This is a genomic window from Aeromonas veronii (assembly GCA_041319085.1).
GTDB classification, from domain to species: domain Bacteria; phylum Pseudomonadota; class Gammaproteobacteria; order Enterobacterales; family Aeromonadaceae; genus Aeromonas; species Aeromonas veronii_F.
Genome location: CP101033.1, coordinates 1,815,137 through 1,828,100 on the forward strand (window position 1 = coordinate 1,815,137; position 12,964 = coordinate 1,828,100).

The window sequence follows — 12,964 nt, forward strand, 5'->3', positions numbered from 1 at the left end:
CACTCACAGCTGTTGAGCGGGCACGTGAGAAACGAGCCCCCGGTTAGATCTGCGCCAGCGCGGCTGCCAGATCGGCAATCAGATCGTCGGCATCTTCCACCCCGATGCTGAAGCGGATCAGGTCGTCATTGACCCCGGCGGCGAGGCGGCTTGCCTCGTCCATGGCGGCGTGAGTGGTACTGGCCGGATGGCAGGCCAGACTCTCGAGATCCCCCAGACTCACCGCCTGCACGAACAGTTGCAGGTTGTCGAGCAGGGTGGCGCAGCGTGCAAACCCTCCTTCAAGTTCAATGCTCACCATGCCGCCAAAGCCGCTGGCGAAGGCGCCGAGAGCATCGTGACCCGGATGGTTGGCAAGGCCCGGGTAGATCACCTTCTTCACCGCCGGGTGGGCGGCCAGAAACTCGGCCACTTTCTGCGCATTGTGCAGGTGGGCATCCATCCGCAGGGGCAGGGTTTTGACCCCGCGCTGCAGCAGGTAGGCCTCCTGCGGGCCGATGGGAGAGCCGATATGCTTGAGGGCCACGGTGCGGATCGACTTCATCAGGGCGTGGGAGCCTGCCACCACCCCGGCGATGATGTCGCCGTGGCCGCCCAGATATTTGGTGCCGCTGTGCATCACCACATCGACCCCGAGCTCCAGCGGGCGCAGCAGGTAGGGGGTGAGGAAGGTGTTGTCACACACTGTGATGGCGCCCACCTTGCGGGCCGCTTCCACCACCAGTCGCGGATCCACCACCTTGAGGGTGGGGTTGGTCAGGGTTTCAAACAGTACCAACTTGGTGGCGGGGCGGATGTTGGCCAGCAGATCCCGGTCACTCTCGTAGGCGGTGACCTTGATACCGGCGCGGCTGAAGGTTTGCTTGAGGAAGGCATCGGTGCCGCCGTAGAGCGGGCCGATATAGGCCACTTCATCGCCGCTGTCGGCCAGCGCATACATGATGGCGCTCACTGCCGCCATGCCGCTCGCCACCACCAGCGCCTCATCTGCACCTTCGAGGGCTGCCAGCTTCTGCTCCAGCTCGGCGGTGGTGGGGTTGCCAAAGCGACTGTAGATAAAGCCGGGGGCTTGACCTGCAAAGCGCTCCTTGCCCGCCTGGGCGTTGAAGTAGCTGAAGGTGCTGCTCTGGTAGAGCGGGGTGGTGAGGGCACCGGTCTGTGGGTCGATCCGCTGGCCGCTGTGTACGCTCATGGTCTTGAATTTCATCGTGTTGCTCCGTGATGGCCAGGCTCTGGCCATGACTGGTTGTGTTTTGTAGTTCGTTGCTTGTTGCTTGTTGCTTGTTGTTTTTGTCAGCGCGGGTATGTGCATGCGGCTTGTGGCTTATGCATATACCCGCCTGCGGATCTTTGCGCTGCTTAGGCCGGTACCGCTTTGCTCTCTGTGCGTGGGAGGCGAGCGTGTTCCACCGGCCCATAGTGACGGGCCGCCACATCCGGGTGGGAGCGCAGCCGCCCCTTGAGCACGTTCTCCCCTACCTGATAGAAGAGCGGGTTGGTTGGGTCACTCTCGGGCCCTTGCGCCTGTGCTGCCAGCTCGGGGGAGAGTAAGCAGCGGCACGGTGGCATCGAGCCGCGCCGCCATAAAGAAGGCGCAGGAGAGGCGTGAGACGCCGGGCGGCGGGCTCACCACCCGATGCAGGGTCGCCTTGAGATAGCCGTTGGAGGCGAGCTCCAACAGCTCGCCGATATTGACCACCAGCGCTCCCGGCAGGGGCGGTGCCGAGATCCAGCCGTCGGCCGTCTCGACCTCAAGCCCGGAGTGTGCACCGCCAGCTTCTCCTGCTCCGGCAGGGCAAAGAAGCGCTCTGTCAGCGCCAGAGTCTCTTGCATCTCAAGCTTGCTCAAGCCGTGGCCGACCAGATAGAAAAAGCCGACGTCGCGGGCGGCCGCTGCCAGCTTGGCCAGCATAGGGCGACGCACCTCGGGCGCCCCGTTGAGGGCAGCCAGATCGATGATCGGCAGTGGTGAATGTTCCATGTGCACCTCCTCACTCGTTCGTTATCTCTGGCGCCATCTCTTCTGCTGCCTCTGGAGCGGGCAGGCCTGATGAGCGGCAAACGGGATGGCGCGACAGCATGGCGGTATGCGCTTGCGGTGTGGCGCCATCTGGAATGAAGGGGATGCTACTGTTCGGTGTTATAAGGCGGAAGCAACAAATTATTCTTAGTTATATACAAAATTCGAAATGTAATTCGGAACCTAACTGGAGGACGAGTTTTTGCACAATGATTGAGGGCTCAAGGGGAAATGATGAAAGATGGAGGGGTAGCCAGAGGCAAGCTGCCAGCGGCAAAAATGCCCAAAGCAGAAGGGAGGCGGATGCCTCCCTTCTGTTTGAGCGGGTGTTCACCTGACCGGAAGCACAGGCGAGTGATCGCGCATGTCTGGCCTTAACCGCCTGTTGGCTATCAGTAACCCAGGGTAAAGCGCTGGCGCAGGTGAGCCGGTTTTTCCACCTCGTTCAGCACGCCATCGGCCAGATCGCCAACCGTGATCCCGGCAGGTTGTTCGCCACTGAACAGCACCTGATCGCCACCCAGTCGATAGCCGCCGCGCTTCTCGCCCGGTTCGAGGAACACCGGGGGAGAGACAAAGCGCCAGTCGAGGGCGGTTTCACGGCGCAGGGCGGTGAGACCGTCACGGGCCGCCAGTGCCCCCTGTTGCCATTCGGTCGGGAATTCCGGGGTATCCACCAGTTGCACGCCGGGAGCGACCTCCAGACTGCCGGCGCCACCTACTACCAGCAACCAGCTGTTGGCCGCTTTGGCTGCTGCGACAATCGCGTTGGCGCCCTTGAGGTACTGGTCGTAGATATCCGGTGCGGTCCAGCCCGGGTTGTAGGCGCTGATCACCCGATCGTGCCCCTTGAGCACCTCGGCCAGCGCTGCAGGGTTCTGGGCATCCACCGCCACGGCGGTGACCTGTGGATGGGTGGCCACCTTGCTGACATCGCGGACGATGGCGGTGACGTGATGGCCGCGGCTGACGGCCTCGTTCAGGATGGCTGAACCGACAAAACCGCTGGCACCGATCAGGGCAATCTTCATGGGGAACTCTCCTTCACTGTTGGAATGGGGCTATCCTACGCCGCCATTTATGATTTAATAATCACCTCAAAAATGCATTCACTTATAAGCTGGATTTAATAATGGAACAGCTCAGACGTTACGCCATCTTCGCCGCCGTGGTGGAGGCGGGCAGCATGACAGGGGCGGCCAAATTCCTTGGCATGACCCCCTCTGCCGTCAGTCAGCATATCAGCCAGCTGGAGAGCCTGCTCGGGCTGCCCCTGCTCCATCGCTCCACCCGTCGTCTCAGTCTGACCGAAGCGGGGGAGGTGGTGTGGCAAGGGTGCCGGGCGTTGCAGCAGACCCTGAGCGAGACCGAGCTGCGCCTCTCCGAGGTGCGCGACGCCCTGCTAGGTGAAGTGCGGATCACTGCCCCGGTGGGGATGGCGGGTCAGCCGCTAGCACTGGCTCTCTCGCCGCTGTTGCAGGCCCACCCCGGCCTCACCATCCAGATCATCGCCGACGACGAGAAACGGGATCTGATTGCCGAGCGGATCGACGTGGCATTGCGGGTCGGCACCTTGCCCGATTCGACCCTAGTGGCCCGCAAACTGGGCCAGACCCGGATGCTGCTCTGCGCCGCTCCCGCCTATCTGGCGCGCAAGGGGACGCCGCGCATGCCCGCTGATCTGGCCACCCACGACTGGCTCTGCGGCGAGATGCTGGGCAACGGTTTGCTGCTGCTTGACGAGAAGGGGGGCGAGCATAGAGTGAGGTTCAAGGCCAAGGTGCTCTGCAATAACGTGTTGCCCCTGCGCCAGTTTGCGCTGGCGGGGCAGGGGATCTCGCTGCAACCGGAGGGAGAAATTGGCGAGGATCTGGCGCAGGGGCGTCTGCTCGAACTGCTGCCCGGTTTTCAGGGGGCGCCGATGGAGATCCACGCCATCACGCCGCAGCGGGAGATCCCGGAGAAGGTGCGACGGGTGGTGGAGGCGCTGCGTTCCCATTTCGGGGCCGCTTGAATGGCCCTCATGCCATCTTGTCGCGAATGCGCTCGAACAGGCTCTGCAGGCAGGCTTGATCCCGATCGGCGGCCCGCACCGCGCCGTACATATGGCGACGGATACCGCTGCCGAGAGGACGGGCGCAGAGCATCCCCTGTCTGACAAACTCCTCGCAGGCCCAGCGCGGCAGGGCGGCGACGCCAAGGCCAGCGGCGGCCATCTGCAGCATCACGGAGGTGTTGTCCACCGGCTTGCAGCGGGCGGGCTCGATGTCGGCCGGTTGCAGGAAGCGGCTGAAGATATCCATACGGCTGCGCTCCACCGGGTAGACCAGCAGCACCTCGGGGCGCAGATCCTCAGGCTTGATGGTCTGCTGGCCACAGAGGGGGTGATCCGGCGCCATCACCAGCACCAGCTCGAAGGCGAACAGCGGCTCGAAGTGGAGATCGCCGCGCGCCTGCACGTCCGAGGTGAGCAGCAAGTCGAGCTGTCCGCTGAGCAGGGCACTGATGGCATCAAATCCCGGCACCGACTCCACCTCCAGATCCACCCCCGGCCACTGGCGGCGAAAATCGGGCAACAGCGGCAGTAGCCATTGGATGCAGCTGTGGCAATCGAGCGCCAGATGCAGCCTGCCCGCATCGCCGCTCTGCAGGGCTTGCAACTGCTTCTCGGTCTGGGCCAGGGCAGGCAGTACCTGACGGGCGAGGGCGAGCAGCTGGCTGCCCGCCGCGGTCAGCACCAGCGGGCGGCTTTTGCGCAGGTAGAGCTCCAGATTGAGGCGGGTCTCCAGCTCTTTGAGCTGGTGGGAGAGGGCGGACTGGGTGAGGTTGAGGGTCAGCGCCGCACCGGCCAGCGAGCCCTGCTCGGCCAGCGCGGTCAATGTTTTCAAGTGTTTGATCTCTATCCCTGCATTGCTTGGCACTGCCATAAGATGGCTCCTTGTGAGATTGGGTATGGCGCTGAGGTTGCGGCCGGCGGTTACCCTGCTGCGCTTCTTGACTCCGGCACCTCTTTCACCTGTAAAAATCGGCCTCTGTATCCTCGCGGTGAACCTGATTGGCGGTCAGTTGAGGATTATTTGAGAGCCACTTGAAGAGGATTCAATAGCCAGTGTCACCTTATCTTGTCATTTTGGATGTGTAAACATCTGGACGGCTAAATCATCCAGTTTCCCATCAGATGAATGAGCATAAGGACATGAACCTATGACATGCGCACACACCCTGGGCTTTCCCCGTATCGGCGCCAAGCGCGAGCTGAAATTTGCCCTCGAATCCTACTGGCGTGGCGAGACCACTCAGGCCGAACTCGTTGCCGTGGGCAAGACGCTGCGTGAGCGCCACTGGCAGGCCCAACACGCCGCCGGGGTCAATCTGCTGCCGGTGGGCGACTTTGCCTGGTACGATCAGGTGCTCGGTACCAGCCTGCTGGTGGATGCAGTGCCTGCCCGTCACCGTCATGGCGAGACCGATCTCGACACCCTGTTCCGGGTGGCCCGTGGTCGTGCGCCGACCGGCCCATCTGCCGCCGCTGCCGAGATGACCAAATGGTTCAACACCAACTACCACTATCTGGTGCCGGAATTTAGCCGTGACCAGCGCTTCAAGCTGGGCTGGAGCCAGCTGTTTGACGAGGTGGAAGAGGCCAAGGCGCTGGGGCTGCCGGTCAAGGCGGTGTTGCTGGGGCCGGTCTCTTATCTGTGGCTTGGCAAGGAGAAAGAGAGCGGCTTCTCCCGCCTTGAACTGCTCGATCGCCTGCTGATCGTCTATCAGGAGATCCTGGCCAAGTTGGCTGCCCAAGGGGTGGAGTGGGTACAGATCGACGAACCGGCGCTGACGCTGGACTTGCCGGACGAGTGGCGGCTGGCCTACCTCAACGCGTACGAGCGCCTCGCGGGCCCCTGCAAGCTGCTGCTCACCACCTATTTCGGCTCGGTGGCCCATCAGCGCGACATCATCACCAGCCTCAAGGTAGATGGCCTGCATCTGGATCTGGTGGCCGCCCCCGAGCAGCTGGAGACCCTGGTGCCGCATCTGCCCGCCCAGTGGGTCATCTCCGCCGGGGTGATCAACGGCCGCAACGTCTGGCGTGCCAATCTGGCCAAGCTGGCGCCGACTCTGAAGGCACTGAAAGCCAAACTCGGCGAGCGGCTCTGGGTGGCCTCATCCTGCTCATTGCTGCACAGCCCGGTGGATTTGACCCTCGAATTGGAGCTGGATCCCCAGACCCGCAGCTGGTTCGCTTTCGCCCTGCAAAAATGCTTCGAGTTGGGACTGCTCAGAGACTATCTGGATGGGGGCGAGCTCGACAAGATCACCGCCTACAGCCAGCCCATCGTCGATCGGGAGTCCGACAGCCGGGTGCACAAAAAAGCGGTGCAGTCACGGCTCGCCAGCCTCACCAACAGCGATTTTGATCGCCACAGCCCCTATCCGGTCAGGGCCGAGCTGCAGCGCTCGGATCTCAAGTTGCCACTGCTGCCCACCACCACCATCGGCTCCTTCCCGCAGACCTCGCAGATCCGGGTATTGCGGCAGGATTGGCGCGCCGGCCGTATCGATGACAGTGCCTATGAGGCGGGCATTCAGGCAGAGATCCGCGATGCCATCGCGCGTCAGGAGGCCATCGGGCTGGACGTGCTGGTACATGGTGAGGCCGAGCGCAACGACATGGTGGAGTATTTCGGTGAGCTGCTGGATGGCTTTGCCATCACCCGCTTCGGCTGGGTGCAGAGCTATGGTTCCCGCTGCGTCAAGCCGCCGGTGATCACCCGCGATATCGACCGCCCGACCCCCATGACCCTGGCGTGGACAAAGTTTGCCCAGAGCCTGACCGACAAGCCGGTCAAGGGGATGCTGACGGGCCCTGTGACCATCCTCTGCTGGTCCTTCCCTCGCGAAGATGTGAGCCGCGAGCAGTCCGCCCTGCAAATCGGGCTGGCCATTCGCGACGAGGTGGCTGACTTGGAAGCTGCGGGCATCAAGATCATCCAGATCGACGAACCGGCGATCCGCGAAGGCTTGCCGCTGCGCAAGCAGGATCATCAGGCCTATCTCGACTGGGCGGTGCGCGCCTTCCGCCTGAGCGCAAGCCCGGTGGTGGACAGCACCCAGATCCACACCCACATGTGTTACAGCGACTTCAACCTCATCATCGAGGCGGTGGCGGCGCTGGACGCGGACGTGATCACCATCGAGACCAGCCGCAGCCAGATGCAGTTGCTCGAAGCGTTCGAGCGCTTCAACTACCCCAACGAGATCGGCCCGGGCGTCTACGACATCCACTCGCCGAACGTGCCGAGCCAGAGCTGGATTGAGGGGTTGCTGCGCAAGGCGGCCAAACAGATCCCGGCCGAGCGGCTGTGGGTCAACCCGGATTGCGGCCTCAAGACCCGCGGCTGGCAAGAGACGGAAGCCGCCCTTAAGGTGATGGTCGATGCCACCAAGGCACTGCGGGCCGAGCTGGCGTAACCGGCAAGCCGTGACCGCCACTGATAAGGTGGCGTGCTGACAAACGAACGAGAGAGGGGAAGCCACTGCTTCCCCTCTCTCGTTCGTTGGCCACTTTATCTACTGGATCCTTAACCTTGCCGCAGCCCGCTTTGCACTAGGCTCAGAGTTGGCAGAAGTGGATGGAGTCGCGGCCATGAGAGTCAGTCCGGGGAGCGCAATCCTGTGGGGATTGCTGATGTGGCAGAGTGCATGGGCGGCGTCAGCGGCCGAGGTTGAAGCTGGTCTACTTTGACGACGTTGCTCCATATTCGTGGCGTGACGAACAGGGCAAGATGCGCGGGCTGATGATCGACGTGATGGATCGGGTGGCGGCGCAGATGGGGCTGCGGGTGCGCCATGAAGGTTATCCGTGGCAACGGGCGCAAAAACTGGTGCGGATGGCGCAGACCGATGGCTTCGTGACTATCGCCACCCGGGAGCGGCGCAGCTATACCCTGATTGTGGAAGAGCCGGTCACTACCACTGTGCTAACCATTTTTACCCAGCGAGCCCATCCCCTTTTACCCAGCGAGCCCATCCCCGAATGGCGGAATTTCAGTGTGCCAGCCGCTTGAGCGACTTCAAATCGCTTACCTTTCTCGACTATTTCGGTAACGGCTGGGGCAAGGAGAACCTGGCGAGTTTCACCGTTCATCAGACCATCAATGTCGATAACGTCTTTAAAATGTTGGCGGCGGGTCGGGGCGATCTCATGGTGACTGATCCACTGGTGGCACGCTTCAAACTCAACCAGCTGGGTCTCTCTGGGTTGGTGGTCGAGGTGCCGCTGCTGCTTGCCTCTACTCCGTTCAATCTCTGCATTGGCAAACACTCCCGCTTCAATACCCGGATCGCCGAGTTCAACCGTGCTCTGCAACAGCTGCGGCAAAGCGGCGAGTTGGCGCGTATCGTCGAACGCTATCGTTGATGCGTTGCCGCCATCTGCTGTTTGCCAACGGCGTGTCTATCTTGGCGTCATATCGGCGATGGTTGTCCAGAAGGCATCGATCAAGGGCCCCTTGCTGTGGGGCGGACGTATAAGGCCAATGGTCCAGCAGGCTTCCCCATCTCTCAGGGGGAGGGTGAGTACATCCGGGTGCTCTATGGTGGTGGAGGAGGGGACCAGGGTCCAGGCGATCTCTGCCGCCGCGGTGGCAACACCGGCGGCGAAGTCGTTGACGTACTGGATATCTCGAAAACGCAGCCCGCTCTGGGCCAGATAGTTCATCAGGTGATCGTAAAACGACGGTGCCTTGTCCCGACGCAGGATCGCCAGCGGCTTGTCCACCAGATCCGCCAACTCCCTCACACCGCGGTAGCTGGCGGGCAGCACTGCGACGAAGTGGGCCTCGACCACCGGCAGGGCGTGCCACCCCTTGGGGGCGGGCAGGCGGCAAAAGCCGAGATCCAGCTTGCCTTCACTGAGCGCCAGCAATTGGTGGTGAGTGGAGAGATCGTTGAGCTCTATGGTGACCTGCGGCCGCTCGGCGCGAAAGCGGGCGATGGCGGCGGGCACTAGGATCTTGGTGGCCACGCCAAAGCCGATGCGCAGGGTGCCGACATTGCCCGCCAGCACGTCGCGGGCGGTGCGCGACAGCTGCTCGCTCTGGATGACCACAGCGCGGGCATCCTCATACAGCGCCCTGCCCAGTCCGGTGAGGCGAGTGCTGCTGGCGTTGCGCTCGAACAGTTCGCCGCCCAGCTCCTCCTCCAGCCGCCTGATCTGTTTGCTCAGGGCCGACTGGGTAACATGCTGGCGCACCGCCGCCTGGCCGAAGTGCAGTACCTCCCCCAGTGTGACGAAGGCTTTCAGATCCCGTAGCTCCATCAGGGCTCCTTTCATTCCGCTTGGGAATGTTGAGTGGTCATATTTGTCATTGGACGGAATTTTAGAAGTGATGGATGCTGATGCCAATTCATTTCGGGTGCCCCGACAGGGGGCGCCTAGTTATCAGAGATGGCTGACACCATCAGCGCAGAAGGAGCAACACCAGATGCATCACCACAAGTTCAACGACTTCCCGAGCGATTTTCTGTGGGGCGCCGCCTCCGCCGCCTATCAGGTGGAGGGGGGCTGGAATGCCGATGGCAAGGGGCCCTCGGTGTGGGATCTCTTCACCAAGCTGCCGGGCAAGACCTTTGAGGGGAGCAACGGCGATGTGGCGGTGGATCACTACCACCGCATGGAGGAGGACGTGGCGCTGATGGCCGAGATGGGGCTCAAGGCCTATCGTTTCTCGGTGAGCTGGCCGCGCATCTACCCCACCGGTCGGGGGGAGGTGAACGAGGCGGGAGTGGCCTTCTACGAGAAGCTGATCGACACCCTCTTGGCCCACCAGATCGAGCCAGTGCTGACCCTTTACCACTGGGATCTGCCGCAGGCGCTGCAGGATGAGTACGGCGGCTGGGAAGACCGACGCATTATCGAGGATTTCGAGCGCTACTGCGTGACCCTCTATCAGCGCTTTGCCGGCAAGGTGAAGTACTGGGTCTCTCTCAACGAGCAGAATTACAACCTGACCAATGCCTATCAGCTCGGCACCCATCCGCCGGCCGTGCAGGATCGTAAGCGCTTCTTTGCCGCCAACCATATCGCGTTTCTGGCCAATGCCCGTGCTATCAAGGCGTTTCGCCAGCATGTGCCGAATGGCTTGATTGGCCCGAGCTTTGCCTACTCCCCTGCCTATCCGGCGTCGTGCGACCCGAAAGATATGCTGGCCTACGAGAATGCCGAGGAGTTCAACAACCTCTGGTGGCTGGATGCCTACTGCTTTGGCCGTTATCCGCAGGCGGCGCTCGCTTACTTGCGAGAAAACGATGAGGCGCCGCAGATCCTGCCGGGCGATATGGAGTTGCTGCGCGAGGGGACGCCCGACTACATCGGCGTCAACTACTACTACACCCTGACCTACACAGATAACCCCTTGGGCGGTCAGACCCTGCAGCGGATCAACACTACCGGCAAGAAGGGCACCACGCCGTCCAGCGGCATTCCTGGCCTCTACAAGACGGCGGCTAATCCGCACCTTGAGACCAGCAACTGGGACTGGGCCATCGATCCGACCGGGATGCGCATCGCGTTGCGTCGCCTCTCTTCCCGCTACGGTCTGCCGCTGATGATCACCGAGAACGGCCTTGGCGAGTTCGACAAGCTGGAGGCGGGCGACAAGGTGAACGATGAGTACCGCATCGATTACCTGCGCAGCCACGTCAAGGCGTGCCAGGAGGCGATGCAGGACGGGGTGGAACTGCTCGGCTACTGTGCCTGGTCGTTCACCGACATCCTGAGCTGGCTCAACGGTTACCAGAAGCGCTACGGCTTCGTCTATGTGGAGCGTGACGAGCAGGGGGGGTCACTTCGCCGGATCAAGAAAGCGAGTTTCCACTGGTACAGCCAGGTGATCGCCAGCCAGGGCAAGCAGCTCTGAGGTTGATCGCTTCGCGTACCAAGCGGGCCCGGGCAATCCCCCGGGCCCGCACTGTTTGTGGCGGGGGAGAGGGGACAAGCCGGTTTCTCACCGTGCGACTCATCCCTGTTTGCTGATTTTTGTCCTGCCAAAGCCGCCGACCCCTGCTATTATCTGCGGCCGAACATGAGCCAATAAAAATCAGGATATCGTGATGACTGACCACACTTTTATTCCCGGCAAGGACGCGGCGCTGGAAGACTCCATCGAACGCTTCCAGACCAAGCTGCAAGCCTTAGGGTTTGATATCGAAGAGGCCTCCTGGCTCAACCCCGTGCCGAACGTCTGGTCGGTGCATATTCGGGACAAGGAGTGCGCCCTCTGCTTCACCAACGGCAAGGGTGCCAGCAAGAAGGCGGCACTCGCCTCCGCCCTCGGCGAATATTTCGAGCGTCTCTCCACCAACTACTTCTTCGCCGACTTCTATCTGGGCGAGCAGGTCGCCAACGGCGATTTCGTTCACTACCCGAACGAGAAGTGGTTCCCCATCGAGGGTGACCAGTTCCCGGCCGGTCTGCTCGACAGCTTCACCCGCAAGTTCTACAACCCGGACGGTGAAGTGACCGCCGACATGCTGGTGGATCTGCAGTCAAACAACGAAGAGCGCGGTATCGTCGCCCTGCCGTTCGAGCGCCAGTCCGATCACCAGACCGTCTACATCCCGATGAACATCATCGGCAACCTCTATGTCTCCAACGGCATGAGCGCCGGCAACACCAAGACCGAAGCGCGCACCCAGGCGCTCTCCGAGGTGTTCGAGCGCCACGTGAAGAACAAGATCATTGCCGAGGCCATCAGCCTGCCGTTGATCCCGGACGAGGTCATTGCCCGTTATCCGGGAATTGCTGCCTCCATCGCCGCCCTCGAAGCGGAAGGCTTCCCCATTTACAGCTTCGATGCCTCCCTGGGTGGCCGTTATCCGGTCATCTGTGTGGTGCTGCTCAACCCGAGCAACGGCACCTGCTTTGCCTCCTTCGGCGCCCACCCGCGCTTCGAAGTGGCCTTCGAGCGTACCGTCACCGAGCTGCTGCAGGGCCGTGGTCTCAAGGATCTCGACGTATTCGTGCCGCCGTCATTCGATAACGAGCAGGTGGCGGATCACCACAACCTCGAGACCCACTTCATCGACTCCTCGGGCCTTATCAGCTGGGATCTGTTCAAGCAGGATGCGGACTTCGAGTTTGCCGACTGGGACTTCCGTGGCACCTCGCAGGAGGAGTTCGATCACCTGATCGGCATCTTCCATGAGCTGGAGCAGCCGGTCTATATCGCCGACTACGAGCATCTGGGTGTCTACGCCTGCCGTATTCTGGTGCCGGGCATGTCCGACATCTATCCGGCCGAAGATCTGCTGCTGGCCAACAACAACATGGGCGCCAATCTGCGCGAAGTGATCCTGGCGCTGCCATCACTGGAGTGGGATGCCGAGCAGTACATGGCATTGTTTGATCAACTGGATGAAGAGGGGCACGACGAGCGCACCCGTGTCCGCGAGCTGCTGGGTATCGCTGCCGCCAAGGGCACCGCGTTGCACACCCTGCGCGTGGGCGAGCTCAAAGCCATGCTGGCGCTGGCCGCCGGTGAGCTGGAGACGGCCATGGATCTCATCGACTGGACCATGGAGTTCAACCAGTCGGTGTTCTCGGTCGATCGCGCCAACTACTACCGTGCCTTGCGCGCCTGCATCGAGCTGTTCCTGGACGAGGAGCGGGATCCGGAGCAGTATCGCGCCGTCTTCACCCGCATGTATGGCGAAGAGACGCTGGCACAGGCATGGGCCAACGCCAGTGGCGAAGCACGCTTCCACGGGCTGGAAGCGGCCAACTTGTCGCTCTCCCAGTTCCCGCTGCACCAGAAGCTGCTGGCGGCCTATGAGAAGTTGCAAAAAGCCAAGCGAGCCCATCACTGGGCGTGATCGTTGCTGTTGGGGAAGGGGCCGTGTGGCCCCTTCTGTTTATTGTGCAGTAAGGCACGGGTTTGTTATTCAA

The 12,964-nt window shown here is 62.0% G+C and carries 10 protein-coding genes and 1 pseudogene; 6 read left to right on the forward strand and 5 right to left on the reverse strand.

Annotated features, from left to right (window positions below):
* Positions 1-43 precede the first annotated feature (43 nt).
* From NMD14_08720 to NMD14_08730, 3 genes and pseudogenes are all read right to left on the reverse strand, one after another.
* Positions 44-1,207, reverse strand: coding sequence for a PLP-dependent aspartate aminotransferase family protein (locus NMD14_08720; protein ID XEI34447.1), 1,164 nt, complete (start codon positions 1,205-1,207; stop codon positions 44-46).
* A gap of 152 nt (positions 1,208-1,359) precedes the next feature.
* A pseudogene (locus NMD14_08725) lies at positions 1,360-1,980 on the reverse strand (hypothetical protein).
* A 431-nt stretch (positions 1,981-2,411) separates the two neighbouring features.
* A complete protein-coding gene (locus NMD14_08730; protein ID XEI34448.1) occupies positions 2,412-3,050 on the reverse strand; it encodes an NAD(P)-dependent oxidoreductase in 639 nt (212 codons plus the stop codon).
* A 101-nt stretch (positions 3,051-3,151) separates the two neighbouring features.
* Between NMD14_08730 and NMD14_08735 the strand changes: the two genes are divergently transcribed.
* The gene (locus NMD14_08735; protein ID XEI34449.1) at positions 3,152-4,033 is read left to right on the forward strand and encodes a LysR family transcriptional regulator; all 882 of its coding nucleotides are present in this window, start codon (positions 3,152-3,154) and stop codon (positions 4,031-4,033) included.
* A gap of 7 nt (positions 4,034-4,040) precedes the next feature.
* On the opposite strand, the gene NMD14_08740 is transcribed toward NMD14_08735, so the two are convergent.
* Complete coding sequence (locus NMD14_08740; protein XEI34450.1) at positions 4,041-4,946, reverse strand: LysR substrate-binding domain-containing protein; 906 nt, start codon at positions 4,944-4,946, stop codon at positions 4,041-4,043.
* Positions 4,947-5,223: 277 nt separating this feature from the next.
* Here NMD14_08740 and metE point away from each other — a divergent pair, with 277 nt between their 5' ends.
* The 3 genes from metE to NMD14_08755 all read left to right on the forward strand — a co-directional run bounded on the left by metE (position 5,224) and on the right by NMD14_08755 (position 8,437).
* Positions 5,224-7,488 carry a 5-methyltetrahydropteroyltriglutamate--homocysteine S-methyltransferase gene (gene metE / locus NMD14_08745; protein XEI34451.1) on the forward strand — a complete coding sequence of 755 codons (2,265 nt, stop codon included), beginning with the start codon at positions 5,224-5,226 and terminating at the stop codon, positions 7,486-7,488.
* 254 nt (positions 7,489-7,742) lie between these two features.
* Entirely contained in the window at positions 7,743-8,084 is a 342-nt protein-coding gene (locus tag NMD14_08750; GenBank protein XEI34452.1) for a transporter substrate-binding domain-containing protein, read from the forward strand.
* A complete protein-coding gene (locus tag NMD14_08755) occupies positions 8,054-8,437 on the forward strand; it encodes a transporter substrate-binding domain-containing protein (GenBank protein XEI34453.1) in 384 nt (127 codons plus the stop codon). Before NMD14_08750 ends, NMD14_08755 begins: the two co-directional genes overlap by 31 nt.
* 36 nt (positions 8,438-8,473) lie before the next feature.
* Here NMD14_08755 and NMD14_08760 read toward each other — a convergent pair whose 3' ends face one another.
* Positions 8,474-9,337, reverse strand: coding sequence for a LysR substrate-binding domain-containing protein (locus NMD14_08760; protein ID XEI34454.1), 864 nt, complete (start codon positions 9,335-9,337; stop codon positions 8,474-8,476).
* Between the two features lie 166 nt (positions 9,338-9,503).
* Here NMD14_08760 and NMD14_08765 point away from each other — a divergent pair, with 166 nt between their 5' ends.
* Both NMD14_08765 and ycaO read left to right on the forward strand, forming a co-directional pair.
* Positions 9,504-10,937, forward strand: a complete 1,434-nt coding sequence (locus NMD14_08765) for a glycoside hydrolase family 1 protein (GenBank protein XEI34455.1) — start codon at positions 9,504-9,506, stop codon at positions 10,935-10,937.
* Between the two features lie 193 nt (positions 10,938-11,130).
* The gene (ycaO, locus tag NMD14_08770; protein ID XEI34456.1) at positions 11,131-12,891 is read left to right on the forward strand and encodes a 30S ribosomal protein S12 methylthiotransferase accessory factor YcaO; all 1,761 of its coding nucleotides are present in this window, start codon (positions 11,131-11,133) and stop codon (positions 12,889-12,891) included.
* Positions 12,892-12,964: the final 73 nt, after the last annotated feature.

What these genes read in the sequence shown, in the direction of transcription:
- NMD14_08740 (XEI34450.1), bottom strand. Translation starts at nt 4,946, where the DNA reads ATGGCAGTGCCAAGCAATGCAGGGATAGAGATCAAACACTTGAAAACA.
- NMD14_08760 (XEI34454.1), bottom strand. Translation starts at nt 9,337, where the DNA reads ATGGAGCTACGGGATCTGAAAGCCTTCGTCACACTGGGGGAGGTACTG.
- metE (XEI34451.1), top strand. Translation starts at nt 5,224, where the DNA reads ATGACATGCGCACACACCCTGGGCTTTCCCCGTATCGGCGCCAAGCGC.
- NMD14_08765 (XEI34455.1), top strand. Translation starts at nt 9,504, where the DNA reads ATGCATCACCACAAGTTCAACGACTTCCCGAGCGATTTTCTGTGGGGC.
- NMD14_08720 (XEI34447.1), bottom strand. Translation starts at nt 1,207, where the DNA reads ATGAAATTCAAGACCATGAGCGTACACAGCGGCCAGCGGATCGACCCA.
- NMD14_08730 (XEI34448.1), bottom strand. Translation starts at nt 3,050, where the DNA reads ATGAAGATTGCCCTGATCGGTGCCAGCGGTTTTGTCGGTTCAGCCATC.
- NMD14_08735 (XEI34449.1), top strand. Translation starts at nt 3,152, where the DNA reads ATGGAACAGCTCAGACGTTACGCCATCTTCGCCGCCGTGGTGGAGGCG.
- ycaO (XEI34456.1), top strand. Translation starts at nt 11,131, where the DNA reads ATGACTGACCACACTTTTATTCCCGGCAAGGACGCGGCGCTGGAAGAC.
- NMD14_08755 (XEI34453.1), top strand. Translation starts at nt 8,054, where the DNA reads ATGGCGGAATTTCAGTGTGCCAGCCGCTTGAGCGACTTCAAATCGCTT.